This window comes from Polaromonas sp. (assembly GCF_012927455.1).
In the GTDB taxonomy this organism is placed as follows: domain Bacteria; phylum Pseudomonadota; class Gammaproteobacteria; order Burkholderiales; family Burkholderiaceae_C; genus Polaromonas.
Genome location: NZ_JABBPE010000002.1, coordinates 654,272 through 668,480, shown reverse-complemented (window position 1 = coordinate 668,480; position 14,209 = coordinate 654,272). Strand labels below are relative to the sequence as shown.

Here is a 14,209-nt window from a genome sequence, read left to right as displayed (position 1 = left end):
AGCGTCCGGTGTGCGTTGAAGTTACTCTCAGGCGCCGTAGCGCTGGGCCTCGGCGCTATCGGTGGCGTAACTGTGCACGGTGTAGCGCATCGAGCGGCCATTGACCTCCTGCCGCACCAGGCCGAAACCGGGCTCGCTGGCGGGCCGGTTGACGATGAAGCTCATCGCGATGGTTTCAACGCCACGCGTGGAGTCGAAGGCCATCAGGCGGATGTAGTGGTTGGGGAAAGTCTTGCGGCAGGCCTGCAGCTCCTGCATGACGCCCGCCGCATCGTGCAGGTCGAACATCGGCATGCCATACATTTCCCAGTAGGTGTTGCGCGGATGCGGGTCGTCGGTGTATTCAACGCTCCAGGCGTAGCCCTTTTTGAGGCCGTACTCGATTTGAAGCGTGATCTCGGCGTCTGTCAGTTCGGGCAGGAAGCTGAACTGGCCTTGCGTGATGCGGGCGGTGGGGTTGGTCATCATGATGTTGATCCTTTAAGCAACCGAGGCTGTGGTGGCGAAATCGCTGGTATCGGTGGATGCGTAATTGAACGACACGTCCTTCCAGGTGTCGAGCGCCTGTTTCAAAGGCGTGCAAAAGCGCGCAGCGGCCTGCAGAATTTCGGGCCCTTCGTTCTTGATGTCGCGGCCCTCATTACGCGCCTTGACAATGCATTCGAGCGCCACGCGATTGGCTACCGCACCGGCCTGGATGCCGGCCGGGTGGCCGATCGTTCCGCCACCGAACTGCAGGATCACGTCGTCACCGAACAGGTCGATCAACTGGTGCATCTGGCCGGCATGAATTCCGCCAGAAGCCACCGGCATCACTTTGCGCAGGTCGGCCCAGTCCTGGTCGTAGAACAGGCCGCGTGGCAGGTCCTGTTTCGTGTAGCTGTCGCGGCAGACGTTGTAGTAGCCCTGCACAGTCATCGGGTCTCCCTCAAGCTTGCCGACCGCGGTGCCGGTGTGCAAGTGGTCGACACCGGCCAGGCGCAGCCACTTGGCGATCACGCGGAAACTCACGCCGTGGTTTTTCTGCCGCGTGTAGGTGCCGTGGCCGGCGCGGTGCATATGCACGATCATGTCGTTCTTGCGCCCCCAGTTGGCCATGCTCTGGATCGCCGACCAGCCAATCACCAGGTCGAGCATGATCACGACTGAACCCAGTTCCTTGGCGAACTCGGCGCGCTCATAGATGTCTTCCATCGTCGCGCCGGTCACGTTCAGGTAGCTGCCCTTGACTTCACCGGTTGCCGCGCTTGCCTTGTTGACGCCGTCCATCACGTAAAGGAAGCGGTCGCGCCAGTGCATGAAGGGCTGCGAGTTGATGTTCTCATCGTCCTTCATAAAGTCCAGCCCGCCCTTCAAGCCCTCGTAGACCACGCGGCCGTAGTTGCGGCCCGACAGGCCCAGCTTGGGCTTCGTGGTGGCGCCCAGCAGTGGCCGGCCGAACTTGTCGAGGCGCTCGCGCTCGACCACCAAGCCGGTCGGCGGCCCCTTGAAGGTTTTGACATAGGCGACCGGCAGGCGGATATCTTCGAGCCGCGCTGCCTTCAAAGGCTTGAAGGAGAACACATTGCCGATCAGGCTGGCCGTCAGGTTGGCGATCGAGCCCTCTTCGAACAGGATCAGATCGTAGGCGATCCAGGCGAAGTACTGCCCCGGTTGACCGGGGACGGGATCGACCTTGTAGGCTTTCGCGCGGTAGCTGTCGCAGGCGGTCAGCCGGTCGGTCCACACCACCGTCCAGGTGGCCGTGCTCGATTCGCCGGCCACCGCGGCGGCGGCCTCGATCGGATCGACACCTTCTTGCGGCGTAATGCGGAACAGGCCCAGGACGTCGGTGTCCTTGGGTTGATAGTCAGCATTCCAGTAGCCCATCTGGCGGTACTTGAGAACGCCGGCTGAGTAGCGCTGCTTCTTGTCCAGAATCTCTGTGTCGGCGGTGACGGTGCTTTCGGCGGATGGTTTCACAGGGGGCCTCCAATTGGTTAAATGGGTTGACGCGTCGACCTTAGCAATGGAGTTGAATAAGGTAAAGTAAGATATATTTTGCTTTCAGATAAGCTTTTACTTATTTATGAATATTACCTTTCGTCAATTGCGGGTATTTGCTGAGGTGGCGCGCCAGGGCAGCATGCAGCGCGCTGCAGAGGCTTTGCACCTCACGCCACCCGCGGTCTCGATGTCAATAAAGGACATCGAGTCGCAGGTCGGATTGCCACTGTTCGACCGCGCCGGGCGCCAGCTGTCGCTATCCACTGCCGGCGAGTACTTCGTCGTCTATGCGCGGCGCCTGCTGGCCACGCTTAAGGAAACCGAGGACGCCATGGCCCGCTTCACGGGCGTCGAATCAGGCTTGCTGACGATCGGCATGGTTAGCTCAGCCAAATACTTCTTACCGCAGTTACTGGCGCAGTTCCATGGCGAGCACCCCTCCGTTGAGGTGCGGCTGCGCTTGGGCAATCGCGAACAGTTGGTGGCGCTGATGCAAAACAACGAGGTGGACATATCGGTGATGGGTAGGGCGCCCAAGGAATGGCCCAATCGCGCCGAACCTTTTGCGATGCACCCGCATGTCCTGGTAACGGCGCCGAATCACCCCTTCGCCCAATTGGAGGGCGTGCCTGCCGTAGCGTTAGCGCGGGAAGGTTTCATCGTGCGCGAGCCGGGCTCCGGCACCCGCGCGGCGCTGGAAGAGTATCTCGCCTCACACCGCCTCCAACCTATGTTCATCATGGAAATGTCGAGCAACGAGGCCATCAAGCAGGCGGTGATGGCCGGCTTGGGTGTGAGCATGGTCTCGCTGCATACCATCGGGTTGGAATTGCGCAGCGGGCTGATCGCTGCGCCGCATGTAGAGGGGCTGCCGCTGATGCGACGCTGGCACCTGGTGAATGCTGCGGCCAAGATGCTGTCGCCGGCGGCCGAAGCTTTCCGCTATTTGATTCTGGAGCGCGGCGAGGCACATTTAGCAGCGATGTTCGGCTCAGAGACAGCACGGGCATGAAATTTTGGGGGGCCGGTGAAAGCAAAAAACCTGAAAATGGCAAGCCGTTGATCGACTGGATTTTCAGGTTTTTACCATCTGGTGGAGAGGAGAAGGCGATAAATAAGAAACCCAGTCAAGTTGGACACTATTCCCATCATCCCTGACCGTACAGCATGGGTGTACCCCAAACGGACGCAGCAGAGTCTTGGAAGACCGTCTCTCCAGCCCCGCTCAGTTCAGAAGTAAGCCCTCATCGAATAGGGCTTTAGCTATCTAGGGCTTATGTACGGACTAACCCAGCTGCAACAAATCCCGATGAAGCCACCTAAAAAACCACCGAAGCAAGCCGTTACCGATCTTTCCCTGTTTACCAAGGAGATTCTGAAAACGGGTTTTCCCCTGGAATACCAAACATCTCGCACATTAAAGTCCGCTGGCTGGACTGTGATTAGCAGCAAGTATTACCTGGACGACCTCACGCAAACTCCGCGAGAGATGGATTTGATAGCCTACAAAGTGAGCAGTGTGAATGGGTTCAGCGTATACACCACACTAATTATTAGCTGCAAGAAAGCTGAAAACGATGTTTGGGCCCTTTTGTCCCGAGCAGTCAATCAAAGTGACCCTAATACCGAGTGGTGGCCGTTGCACTTGTGGAGCAACAACAAAGCTATAAATCATGAAATTGGGTCAACTCTTCAGAATAAAGATTTTCATCTTGACGCAGAGAAAGCGGGCGTCAAAGTGTTGCATATTCCCGAAGTTGATTTATTCGCTGCCCCCTTGCTGAGCGCTCCCCAGGCCCCTGATACCGTTGGCGCCGCGCCAGGCAGCCGGCGGCATGCCGAACTCGCGCCGGAAAGCGCGGCTGAATGCAGGGTCCGTCTCGTAGCCCACGTCCTGCGCCACATGCGTGATGCTCAGCGAGCTGGTCTGCAACATTCCCGCGGCGAGGGCCATCCGCCACCGGGTGAGGTAGTGCATCGGCGACTGCCCGACGTAGTGCGTAAACCGCTCGGCAAGCACCGACCTGGAAATGCTGCATTCACCGGCCAGCGTTTCCACCGTCCAGGGATGCGCAGGTCGCGCGTGCATCGACGCCAACGCCCGGCCGACAACCCGGTCGCGGACACCGGCGAGCCAGCCCGTGTGCTCCGGCGGCAGTCGTTCCATGTGCCGGCGCAATGTCTCGATAAAGAGAACTTCGGACAGTTTTGCGAGCACGCCGGCGCCGCCGGGGCGTGAGGACGCGGCCTCGGCCACTGCGTAACGGATCGAGCTTTCCAGCCAGCCGGGCTCGCCTTGCCCGCGCAGGCTCACTGTCAGCACGCGCGGAAGCGCGTTCAGGATCGGGCGACACAAGCGCGGGTCGCAGGAGAGATAGCCGCAGATGAATTTCGTCGCGGCTCCACCTCCTCCGAACCGCAGCTCGCGCGGCCCCCTGCGGAGGAGCGACGGCAGGTCCGCGGGCGGCGCAGGGTGGACATCCGGCGCGGACGCCATGACGTGGGCGTCGCCGTGCGGAAACACGATGATTTCGCCCGCACGGAGTACACCGGGTGGCGAGCCCTCCACCTCCACCCTGCACTCGCCCTCGGTCAGAAGGTGAAAGATCACCAGCCGCTCCGCCCCCGGATGCAGGATCTGCATCACACTGCTCGCCTCGGGGGAGGAAAAGCACCACGGGGCACTGAACCTCGCATTGAAGAACACCGCGCTGTTCAGGCGGACAACGCGAAGCACCTCGGACAGTGCATCCATTTCAGGCGCCGGCGGTTGCCGCGAGCCGAAGATCGAGTGCGATGTCGGTCGGTTGCCGCAATGCGCCCGAGAGCGGCGCAAGGGAGTGCGCCGCTTCCACGAGGTCACCCAACGCTGGGTGCATCAATTTCGTACCGAGCGCGCCGTCCCACACCGCAACAGCGGGCGAGTCCTCCTGAACCGGGGCGGAAGGTCGTAGCTCGAATGCGTCGCAAGCCCGCGAGAGGCAAGCCCCAACGTGTGCGTTCGTCGTCATGCTGAGACTCCGGATGGTGATGGGCGAAGATTCCATTGTCTGCTGCTTCACCGGCGATGTCGACTCGCGCCGGAGCCTCGGACAAAAAACCGGTGCTGCGGATTGGCCCTAGTTCATTCACGGTTGAAATGCGAGTTCCGGATAAGAGTTCCGGTGTCGCAGGTAACGACAGTTCAAGCCCGTCGACCATACTGCTTTCATGACCAATACCGGCAATGCGCACCATGCCGTGCGGGCGCTGCAGGCGCCGTTGCGTACCACCTATGCGCGAGACCCTAACCAGGCCGCCTTGGTTGACAACGCGTGGACCGCAGGAGGCGACAGCCTCGATCCGATGTCGGGCCGAGTGCACTTCGGCAGCCACGCGACAGCGAGCATCGAATACGGCGTGCACCGGGCGATTGGTGGAACGCACGCCGCACCGGTACCCGGCGACCTGCTTTGCGCCGCGCTTGCACGCGATTGCTTAGAAGCCAGCCGGACTTGTTTCACCGGTGGCGTTTACGTCAACCTTTTGACGGAAGAAGAGGGGTCGGATCGTATCGAAGCCACGTACGGCCGCCCGAACCTGACGCGTATGGCAGCGCTTAAACGCAAGTTCGATCCGGACAATTTGTTCCGGCACACGAAACCTATGGGAGCTTCACAGTGATGCAAGATTTCTCCACGTTGGCCGTCATCCAACCTGTCATAAAAAAGGAGTTCGCAATGGATCTGCAATCTAGGTTTCGCGAGGTCGTCACCACTGAAGAGCAGTTCAGATCCGTTATGGGGAGCCCCTCAGCCCTGGTGATTCGGAAAGAGTTGAACGAACTCGACTCTCATGCCCGAGAATTTATTGGAAGATCTCCGTTTCTTCTGATTGGTACGAGCGGCGCTGACGGGCGAATGGACATGTCCCCCAAGGGTGACCCCCCGGGATTCGTACGCGTGCTTGATGAGAAGACTCTTGCGATTCCGGATCGACTCGGAAACCATCGAGCAGATACCTTCGTAAATCTTGTTGTCAACGACCAGATTGGTCTGATCTTTTTCGTGCCCGGAAAGCAGGAGACATTGCGCGTCAGTGGTCGCGCCATCATCGTTCGTGACCTAGAAATTCGCGAACAAATGGCGGTCGGGGACAGGCTTCCAGAGTTCGCAATCATTGTCGAAGTCAATCAGATGTTTTTCCACTGCGCCAAGTGCATTATTCGGTCAAACCTCTGGAAGCCGGAGTTCTGGCCCACTTTGTCTGGTCTTCCGTCTCTCGCGGAAACGATGGTTTCAGCTGGCAAGTTGCGACAGTCGGTTGAAGAAATGCAGGCAATAGTCGACAACGATGCCGCGACACGCCTGTATTAGAAATGACGCCCCAGCCGTCATTCAACAGGTTGTGCGAAGCACTGGTCGCAGAAATGCAAAGGACCTTGCCATTAACTCCCCAGAGAGACCCGGGCAAGCCGGTATTGGTCGCTACAGCAGGCAACCGCCTCGCTGCCGGTTTACGCGCGGCTTAAACGTGGCCCGATGCAGGAGGCCTTTGCTATATAAAAACCGCAGCTACCGGACATGAACCGTCACGCGGAGGAAAGTCGCCGGAATTGAAGTGGCGCTGGCGGTCTGGCCCTTGTTCTGGTTCTCGAACAACGCTTCCAGCTCCTTGCGTAGGTCCTCGCTTTTCCCGAAGACAGCTACCTTCGACCAGCCGCTGCCCGTCTTCGAATTCCCGAAGTTGGACGGACTGCGACTCTGGGTCTTGCCGTTCTGTCTAAAGTCGCGTCAGCTCGGATTCCCGAGTGGAGCACCGTTCGCCGATGCCTTTGCAGTTCCTGACGCCCAACCAGCCGTCGAGCCGAGCTTTCACGCACCGGTCGCCCTACTCCAGCAGGTGAATGCTGGCGCAATCAGCGAGCCTATTCGCATCCGATAACCACTTTGCCCCCTCGAACCTCCCTCAGTGGCACACGCGCAACTTGTTGAACGCTAAGCAGTTTTCCGCGTGCCAAATCGACAGGGCTCTCCAATATTTTTAAAGAACAGAGAACAGAAAAGAATCGAACGGCGGCGCAACGAGGCCGTTGTGAGAGGTCACCCTGCGCTGGGTGGCACACGCAGAGGCGGCCGGAACCCCGCGTGGCGCGGGGGAAGCCCAGAAACGACAAAGCCAACTGAGAACAGTTGGCTTTGAAAAGTGGTGGAGAGGATGAGGATCGAACTCACGACCTCTGCATTGCGAACGCAGCGCTCTCCCAGCTGAGCTACCCCCCCTACGGTTGTCAGTCTAGCAATAAAGCGGGGGCGGGGGCAAGCGCTTATTGCAGATCGGAAATGGAACAGGTTTTAAGCGCCCGCGAGCTCGCGCGGCGCCGTCGTGGTTTCGGCTGGAGCTACCGCGTCATCACTTGACAGCTCGCCGCCCAGCGCTTCCAGCAGATCGGGGATCAGGGCCGACAGTTCTCCGGTCACGATGGCAGCGTCGGTGTCGAAGCCGTCGTCGTCCTTGCCACCTTCCTGCACACCGTCGAGCACGACGTCTAGCAGTTTGATTTTCTTCACCTGGGCGGTATCGGTGAGCACGAAAGACACGCGGTCGTTCCACGTCATGGCCAGCTGGGTTGGTACCTTGCCGGCCGCGATATGTTCGGCGACCTCGTCAATTTCCAGCGTGTGGCGCGAGTAGCGCACCGCCGCCTTCTGGTCGTCAGGCATCTTGAGTTCGCAGTCGCGATCAACCGTGAAGCCTACCGGCCCCTCGCGGCTGGCGAGCCAGTGCGCCATGGCGGCGGCGGCCGACATCGTCGTCTGCACCGGCCTGGCCATGAGGCCGGGACGGGAGCCCGCAATGTCTCCCAGCACCTCAACCAGGTGGCTGACCACCTTGTCAGCGCCGGCCAGGCTGCCGGAGTCCACCACCAGGAATTTGTTGACCGGGTCTATCCACAGCGTGGTCGAGGAGCGTTTGGTGAAGGCGCGGGGCAACAGACTCTGGATGGCTTCTTCCTTGAACTCTTTCTTGATCTTGGCGCTGACGCGCTCGCGGCCGGTTTCCTGCTTGTATTTTTCAATGCATTCGTCGATCGCGGCCTTCACGGCAGACGCCGGCAGCGGGCGGCGCTCTGTGCACAGTTGCAGGATGACCTGATGATCAATAACTTCGACCAAAGCAATGCTCTTGTTGCCGCGAGGCGCGACCCAGCCGCTGGACTCCGGCTGGGTGGCGCCGCAGGGCATGAAGCGGGTCGCTTGCAGCGCTTCTTCAAGGGCATCCAGGGGAGGCAGTACGAAGTCGTCGGCGATACGGAAATAGGAAGCGGATTTGAACATGAAATTCCGGGGTGTTGGGTGGCGGTGGTGGGGCAGCGAGCGGCGAAACCGGCTGCTGACCTGGCGAGAAAGAGAACGGGCGAAGGGTGAGAGAAGGGCGCAGCGGGCGATGCGCCCGACACCCGAAATTCTAAGTGACAGTTAAGACGCGCACTGCACTTGCTTACATGTTGGCGGGGCTTCTGGCTTAGGCAATATCGACTACATGAATGCCGTAACTTCCCTTGCGGCGGTCGGCAAAGTAATGCTCCAGCGTCTCCTTGACGGTTCTGAAGGCTAGCTCGTCCCACGGGATTTCTGACTCGGTAAACAGCCTGGCTTCCAGCGTTTCATGGCCGGGATTGAACTCGGCGCTGAGCAGCCGGGCGCGGTAAAACAGGTGCAACTGCCCGACGCGCACGACATTCATGATGGAAAACAGGCCCTGCATTTCAAACTGCGCGCCGGCTTCCTCGTCGGTCTCGCGGGCCGCGCCTTCCGAGGTGGTTTCGCCCATTTCCATGAAACCGGCCGGCAGCGTCCACTTGCCCCGGCGCGGCTCGATACTGCGTTTGCAGAGCAGCACCTGCGCGCCATCATCACCCCACACCGGCACGGTGCCCACCACGTTGAGCGGATTTTCATAGTGGACGGTGTGGCAGGCGGGGCAGACGGCGCGCTCTTTGGTGTCGCCGTCGTCGGGCAGGCGGTAGGCCACGGCGGTGCCGCAAACGCGGCAGTGTTTCAAGGGTGGGCGGTGCATCAAATAAGTGTAGCGATTTTGCCGGCGGCGAGTCACCTGCCTGAAAGCGCATAGCACCATCGAGGTGCTATTAAATAAATAGCTGCTTACGCCCGTATTCATTGGACTAGAGGCCTAAATGATACAAAAAAAACGGGTCAAAACACGGTTTTTTCAAAGAATGCCAGCATTAGGCCTGCCAGCCACTCAGGCTTTGCTGGTTTTGCTGTGCTTTTCTATCAGGCTGCGCGCCGTGTCCAGAAGTTTCTTGCCGTCGAAGCCTTTCTTGTTCATGTCTTCGATCCACTCGACTTCGACGGTGCGCGATTTGCGGCGGAATTCCTGCGCTTCCGCCGCGTTGATGGTGTAAATGGTGTTGCCGCGGTCGCTAGCGCTCTTGCGCCCCGGCACGTCGTTGCCCTGCTGGATCTTGCCCAGGTGGGCCGAGGTGGCCATACCGGAATTGTTGTCGATGACCTTTTTCAGATCAGGTGGAAGGGCGTTGTATTTGGCTTTGTTCATGGCCATCACGAAGGTGGTGGTGTACAGGCTGCCACCGGCGGGATCAAATTCGGCGTGGAACTTGGTCAGTTCGTTGACTTTGACCGAAGGCACGACTTCCCAGGGAATCACGCAACCATTGATGGTGCCCTTGCTCAGCGCGTCGGGAATCTGCGGCAGCGGCATGCCCACCGGCGTGGCGCCCAGCACACCCATCAGTTTGGTGACCTGGCGGGTCGGCGCGCGCAGCTTGAGGCCGCGCATGTCGGCGATGGATTTGACCGGCTTGTCGACGGTGTGAATGACGCCGGGCCCATGAACCTGCAGCGCCAGCACCTGTGTGTCCTTGAATTCGTCAACCGCCACGGTCTGTACATACTCCCAATAGGCCTTGGAAGTAGCTTCAGCGTTGGTCATCATGAAAGGCAGCTCAAAGGCCTCAATGCGCGGGAAACGTCCGGCCGTATTGCCCGGCAGCGTCCACACTACGTCAACCACACCATCTTTTACCTGGTCGTACAGCTGCACCGGCGTGCCGCCCAACTGCATGGCGGGATAGGCTTCAAATTTGATGCGGCCGCCCGATTCCTTCTCGACCTTTTCCATCCAAGGTTTGTGCATGGCCAGCCAGACATTGGACTGCGGCGCCATGAAGGTGTGGAATTTGAGTGTGACCACTTGCTGGGCCCGGCCACTCAAAGCCGGTACACCAAGGGCGACGGCAGCGCCGGATTTCAAAAGGATACGACGTTGAATCATGATTAAAAAGTCTCCTGTGTATTGAAATTAACGGTAAAAGCAGTCAGCCGCTTTTGGTGCTTACCCGTAGCACGGCATCGAAGCCCGAAAGTCGCGCGCTCGTTCACCTGATAAACCCCACAAGCCAGAGTGGAATGATGGGGAAGAACAGGAACAGCATGGTGCGCAGCACGTCGCTGATCAGGAAAGGCATCACCCCCCGGTAGGTTTCGCCCATGGGGATATTTTTGGCCAGACCATTGACGATGTAAACATTCAGCCCGACCGGCGGCGCAATCAGGCCGAAACCCACTGTCATCAGCACCATGATGCCAAACCAGATGGCGACCGATTCTTTGGCCATACCAAAGTCGAGCGCCATCACCATGGGGAAAAAGATCGGAATGGTCAGCAACAGCATGGAAAGCTCGTCCATGACGGCTCCAAGCAGCACATAGAAGAGCAGGATCGCCACGACTACAACCAATGGCGAGAGCCCCCAGCCACCCACCAGCGCGGCCAGTTGGTTAGGAACCTGCGTAAGCGCCAACGCCGAGTTCATCAGGTCAGCGCCAATGAAAATCAGGAAAATCATGGAGGCACTTACCGCCGTGCCGTAGAAACACTCCTTGAATTTTCCCAGGGTCATCTCGCCCTTGAGCAGGGCGGTCAGAAATGTCGAAGCCGCCCCCACGGCCGCGCCCTCGGTAGGGGTGAAGAAACCGCCGTAGATGCCACCGAAAACCAGCAGGAAAATGACAACGATGGGGGCCACGCCAATCAGGGAGTGCAGCGTCACGCCCTGACGGTCTGCCTGGACTTCTGGCGCATGGCCAGGCACAACGCGCACATAAATCGCCACCGCGATCATGTAGCCGCACATGGCGATAATGCCGGGAATCACCGCAGCAGCAAACAGCTTGCTGATGTTCTGTTCGGTAAGAATCGCGTAAATCACCAGCACGATAGAAGGCGGCAACTGGATGCCCAGCGTGCCGCCTGCCGCCAGCGTTCCCGTGGCCAGCCGGCCCGAGTAACCGTGGCGCTGCATTTCAGGCAAGGCGACACCGGTGATGGTGGCCGCAGTTGCTACCGAAGAGCCGCTGATCGCGCCGAAGGCCGCGCAGGCCAGCAGCGAGGCCATGGCCAACCCGCCCTTGAAGCGGCCCATCACGCCGGCGGCAAACTCAAACAACGATTTGCTGATACCGCCTTTGGTGGCAAAGTGCCCCATCAAAATGAACAGCGGAATGACCGAAAGGTCGTAGCCGGCGAAGCGGGCAAACGCCTGGGCATTGAGGAAGCTGGCAAACGGCGCCCAACCTGTTTGCGTCACATAGCCGATGGCCCCGGCGGCGAACATGCTGGCCGCGATGGGCACGCGCACGGCCATCAGGGCCAGCATGCTGCCAAAGATCAGCAGCGTCAAACTCAATGAACTCATATCGGGGTCTCTGCAGCTTCTTCGGAGCCAAAACCAAACAGCGTCTGGCGCAGGGCAATCAACCCTGTCAGGACAAAAGGCGGCACCATCATGGCGTAGACGATCCACTCGGGAAACCCCATGATCTGGGTTTCGGAATTGGCCGAGTAGACATTCAGGCCGCCCAGCGTGGTGCGCCAGGCCAGCAGGCCAAAAATCAGCACCAGCAGCAGGGTGCCGAAGCGGTCGAGTTTGTCATTGACGGCGGCGCTCATGTTCGCCGTGAAAAAATCAACAATGATGTTTCCGCGGCGCAGCTGGCACAGCGGCATGAAGAGCGCAATAGCAGCACCGGCGGCGACACCCGTTAGCTCGAAGGCGCCGACGATGGAGTCGCCGGTGGTGTTGCGGCCTATCAGGCTGGCGCAGGTCATCAAGGTGATGCCGGTCAACAGCACGCCCGCGATGATGGCGCACAGTTTTGCGAGGTTTTCAAGAATTTTCAAACTTGTCTCCAGCCGGTGGGTTCATGGGTTGATCTAGGCGTTGAGGTGAAGGCCGCACCACCCGGCGCCTTGCCTCAGGCTAATTATGAAGAAGCCCGCCGCAGCGGGTCAGGCGGGTTTCCCCGAGCGGGTCGGGTATTTGCGCGATGGTCTAAACGGCCGCGCGTGCATTGCGCAAGCTACCCGCGAACGTCGAAGCACAACGGGCGTGCAAGGAAATTTTTCGCGGGCAGTCAGGCCTACGCGACCTGGATGGTCAGCGTGCTCAGGCCTGCCACCTTGCCGACCAGGGTGTCGCCCGACACCACGGCCGCCACGCCTTCGGGGGTGCCGCTGTAAATCAGGTCGCCCGGCTGCAATTCCCAGGCGGCCGACAAGTGCTCTATGGTTTCGCCAATATTCCAGATCAGCTTGGACACATGGCTGCGCTGGCGCTCCTGGCCGTTCACCTGCAGGGAGATTTCGGCGTTCTGGGCGTCGCCGGCTTGCGCGACCGGCGTGATCGGGCCAATCGGTGCGGAGTGGTCAAAGGCCTTTCCGATGCACCAGGGGCGACCTTGTTTTTTCATCTCGCCCTGCAGATCGCGGCGTGTCATGTCCAGGCCAACGGCGTAGCCATAAATATGCTTGTGGGCGTCAGCGGCCTTGATGTTTTTTCCCCCGGTGCCAATGGCCACCACCAGTTCAATTTCGTGGTGAAAGTTTTTGGTCAGGCTGGGGTAGGGCATGGTGCCGGTGCTGTCCGCTTCGACGACGACCAGGGCGTCGGCTGGTTTCATGAAGAAGAAGGGCGGCTCGCGGCCCGTGAAACCCATTTCCTTGGCGTGCTCTTCGTAGTTGCGGCCGACACAGTAAATGCGGTGAACCGGAAAACGATTTTCGGAACCCACAACAGGCACGGAGACCATGGCGGGTGGTGTAAATACAAAACTCATGGCAGCCTATCCTCTTTATGTATGCCCAAGGCCTGATGCACCGGGCGATCTGAAAAACTGAACAGCACACAACCTTGCATCGAATGCAGTTGCGCAGTGTGCCACGATGGAATCACAAAGTGGTCGCGCGGGCCGAATTCAAAGGTCCAAAGCTGATCATTGCGGCTTAGGGTCACGCTGCCTGAGCCCTCGACCACGCTGAACACCGCACCATCGGTCTGGCGATAGGGTTTGCCGGCAAAGCCCGCTGGCAGCCGCTGCATGAAGGTGGCCATGGTCGGCATCGGTGAGCCGCCGCTGGCCGGGTTCACATAACGCAGCTTGGCGCCGTCCCAGGCATCGATTTCGGCATGTGTTTCCAGCTCAAACAGGGCCTCGCGCGTGCGTTCGTAGGGGTAGCTGAAGATCGGGGAGGTCTGGCCGAAAGGCGCGTCATAGCGCACCGGCAGCATGTTGGCGCCGTAGCGGTGGCGGCTCAGGCCTTCAGCTTTGGTCACGACCTGCTGTTTGGCAGTGCCGTTTTCCGCAAAACCGGCATCGAAGAAGCGCAGCATGGGAATGTCCAGACCATCGAGCCAGACCACGGGCGCATCGGCTTCAACAGCGCCTTGGTGGCCATGGTCGTGCCAGGTCCAGCTCGGGGTGATGATGAAGTCGCCCGGCGCCATGTGCGTGCGTTCACCGTCTACCGCGGTGTATGCCCCGTTGCCTTCCACCACAAAGCGCAGTGCGCTTTGCGTATGTCGGTGACTGGGCGCCACCTCGCCGGGCAGTATCAGTTGCAGGCCGGCATACAGCGATTGGGTGATGCACGACTGTCCGCGCAAGGCGGGATTTTCCAGAATCAGCACCCGCCGCACGGCTTCTTCGGCCGTGATGAGCTGGCCCGCGCGCATCAGGTAAGGCCGCACGTCGGCGTATTTCCAGAGCGCCGGCTGGCAGGGCGTGGCGGGCGAGGGCGGCACCAGCGCGTGCAGCACCTCCCATAGCGGCGTCATGCTGTAAGAGGCAATGGCTTCGTAAAACGCCTTGCGCTCCGTGGCAAGGCTGGCAGGATCTGTCATGTCCATGGTGAGGTCCAG

At 59.8% G+C, this 14,209-nt stretch carries 14 protein-coding genes and 1 tRNA gene; 3 read left to right on the top strand and 12 right to left on the bottom strand.

The window, feature by feature from the left end:
- Positions 1–27: 27 nt before the first annotated feature.
- On the bottom strand, positions 28–468 hold the full coding sequence (locus HHJ18_RS03705; protein ID WP_296911635.1) for a ribulose bisphosphate carboxylase small subunit: 441 nt from the start codon (positions 466–468) through the stop codon (positions 28–30).
- 12 nt (positions 469–480) lie between these two features.
- Complete coding sequence (locus HHJ18_RS03700; RefSeq protein WP_296911633.1) at positions 481–1,962, bottom strand: form I ribulose bisphosphate carboxylase large subunit; 1,482 nt, start codon at positions 1,960–1,962, stop codon at positions 481–483.
- 106 nt (positions 1,963–2,068) lie between these two features.
- Between HHJ18_RS03700 and HHJ18_RS03695 the strand changes: the two genes are divergently transcribed.
- Positions 2,069–2,998: a LysR family transcriptional regulator gene (locus tag HHJ18_RS03695; RefSeq protein WP_296911631.1), complete on the top strand. Its 930-nt coding sequence runs from the start codon at positions 2,069–2,071 to the stop codon at positions 2,996–2,998.
- A gap of 750 nt (positions 2,999–3,748) precedes the next feature.
- On the opposite strand, the gene HHJ18_RS03690 is transcribed toward HHJ18_RS03695, so the two are convergent.
- Positions 3,749–4,741 (bottom strand): AraC family transcriptional regulator, encoded by a 993-nt coding sequence (locus tag HHJ18_RS03690; protein ID WP_296911629.1) that lies wholly within the window; start codon positions 4,739–4,741, stop codon positions 3,749–3,751.
- A gap of 1 nt (position 4,742) precedes the next feature.
- Positions 4,743–4,997 carry a hypothetical protein gene (locus tag HHJ18_RS03685; protein WP_296911627.1) on the bottom strand — a complete coding sequence of 85 codons (255 nt, stop codon included), beginning with the start codon at positions 4,995–4,997 and terminating at the stop codon, positions 4,743–4,745.
- Positions 4,998–5,196: 199 nt separating this feature from the next.
- Here HHJ18_RS03685 and HHJ18_RS03680 point away from each other — a divergent pair, with 199 nt between their 5' ends.
- Both HHJ18_RS03680 and HHJ18_RS03675 read left to right on the top strand, forming a co-directional pair.
- On the top strand, positions 5,197–5,649 hold the full coding sequence (locus HHJ18_RS03680; RefSeq protein WP_296911625.1) for a BBE domain-containing protein: 453 nt from the start codon (positions 5,197–5,199) through the stop codon (positions 5,647–5,649).
- A complete protein-coding gene (locus tag HHJ18_RS03675; protein ID WP_296911623.1) occupies positions 5,649–6,341 on the top strand; it encodes an MSMEG_1061 family FMN-dependent PPOX-type flavoprotein in 693 nt (230 codons plus the stop codon). Before HHJ18_RS03680 ends, HHJ18_RS03675 begins: the two co-directional genes overlap by 1 nt.
- Positions 6,342–7,171: 830 nt before the next feature.
- On the opposite strand, the gene HHJ18_RS03670 is transcribed toward HHJ18_RS03675, so the two are convergent.
- The 8 genes from HHJ18_RS03670 to gtdA all read right to left on the bottom strand — a co-directional run bounded on the left by HHJ18_RS03670 (position 7,172) and on the right by gtdA (position 14,197).
- A tRNA-Ala gene (locus HHJ18_RS03670) sits at positions 7,172–7,247 on the bottom strand.
- Positions 7,248–7,319: 72 nt separating this feature from the next.
- A complete protein-coding gene (locus tag HHJ18_RS03665; RefSeq protein WP_296911621.1) occupies positions 7,320–8,303 on the bottom strand; it encodes a recombination-associated protein RdgC in 984 nt (327 codons plus the stop codon).
- A 187-nt stretch (positions 8,304–8,490) separates the two neighbouring features.
- Positions 8,491–9,045, bottom strand: a complete 555-nt coding sequence (locus HHJ18_RS03660; protein ID WP_296911619.1) for an NUDIX hydrolase — start codon at positions 9,043–9,045, stop codon at positions 8,491–8,493.
- Between the two features lie 186 nt (positions 9,046–9,231).
- The gene (locus HHJ18_RS03655; protein WP_296911617.1) at positions 9,232–10,284 is read right to left on the bottom strand and encodes a TRAP transporter substrate-binding protein; all 1,053 of its coding nucleotides are present in this window, start codon (positions 10,282–10,284) and stop codon (positions 9,232–9,234) included.
- Between the two features lie 103 nt (positions 10,285–10,387).
- Positions 10,388–11,707: a TRAP transporter large permease gene (locus HHJ18_RS03650; protein WP_296911615.1), complete on the bottom strand. Its 1,320-nt coding sequence runs from the start codon at positions 11,705–11,707 to the stop codon at positions 10,388–10,390.
- Positions 11,704–12,192, bottom strand: a complete 489-nt coding sequence (locus HHJ18_RS03645; RefSeq protein ID WP_296911613.1) for a TRAP transporter small permease — start codon at positions 12,190–12,192, stop codon at positions 11,704–11,706. Before HHJ18_RS03645 ends, HHJ18_RS03650 begins: the two co-directional genes overlap by 4 nt.
- Before the next feature lie 239 nt (positions 12,193–12,431).
- Positions 12,432–13,127, bottom strand: coding sequence for a fumarylacetoacetate hydrolase family protein (locus tag HHJ18_RS03640; protein ID WP_296911611.1), 696 nt, complete (start codon positions 13,125–13,127; stop codon positions 12,432–12,434).
- Positions 13,124–14,197: a gentisate 1,2-dioxygenase gene (gene gtdA / locus HHJ18_RS03635; RefSeq protein ID WP_296911609.1), complete on the bottom strand. Its 1,074-nt coding sequence runs from the start codon at positions 14,195–14,197 to the stop codon at positions 13,124–13,126. The genes HHJ18_RS03640 and gtdA overlap by 4 nt, the downstream gene beginning before the upstream one ends.
- Positions 14,198–14,209: the final 12 nt, after the last annotated feature.

Excerpts from the sequence above, each read along its gene's own strand:
- HHJ18_RS03705 (WP_296911635.1), bottom strand. The coding sequence starts at position 468 with ATGATGACCAACCCCACCGCCCGCATCACGCAAGGCCAGTTCAGCTTC.
- HHJ18_RS03695 (WP_296911631.1), top strand. The coding sequence starts at position 2,069 with ATGAATATTACCTTTCGTCAATTGCGGGTATTTGCTGAGGTGGCGCGC.
- HHJ18_RS03690 (WP_296911629.1), bottom strand. The coding sequence starts at position 4,741 with ATGGATGCACTGTCCGAGGTGCTTCGCGTTGTCCGCCTGAACAGCGCG.
- HHJ18_RS03685 (WP_296911627.1), bottom strand. The coding sequence starts at position 4,997 with ATGACGACGAACGCACACGTTGGGGCTTGCCTCTCGCGGGCTTGCGAC.
- HHJ18_RS03680 (WP_296911625.1), top strand. The coding sequence starts at position 5,197 with ATGACCAATACCGGCAATGCGCACCATGCCGTGCGGGCGCTGCAGGCG.
- HHJ18_RS03675 (WP_296911623.1), top strand. The coding sequence starts at position 5,649 with ATGCAAGATTTCTCCACGTTGGCCGTCATCCAACCTGTCATAAAAAAG.
- HHJ18_RS03665 (WP_296911621.1), bottom strand. The coding sequence starts at position 8,303 with ATGTTCAAATCCGCTTCCTATTTCCGTATCGCCGACGACTTCGTACTG.
- HHJ18_RS03660 (WP_296911619.1), bottom strand. The coding sequence starts at position 9,045 with ATGCACCGCCCACCCTTGAAACACTGCCGCGTTTGCGGCACCGCCGTG.
- HHJ18_RS03655 (WP_296911617.1), bottom strand. The coding sequence starts at position 10,284 with ATGATTCAACGTCGTATCCTTTTGAAATCCGGCGCTGCCGTCGCCCTT.
- HHJ18_RS03650 (WP_296911615.1), bottom strand. The coding sequence starts at position 11,707 with ATGAGTTCATTGAGTTTGACGCTGCTGATCTTTGGCAGCATGCTGGCC.
- HHJ18_RS03640 (WP_296911611.1), bottom strand. The coding sequence starts at position 13,127 with ATGAGTTTTGTATTTACACCACCCGCCATGGTCTCCGTGCCTGTTGTG.
- gtdA (WP_296911609.1), bottom strand. The coding sequence starts at position 14,197 with ATGGACATGACAGATCCTGCCAGCCTTGCCACGGAGCGCAAGGCGTTT.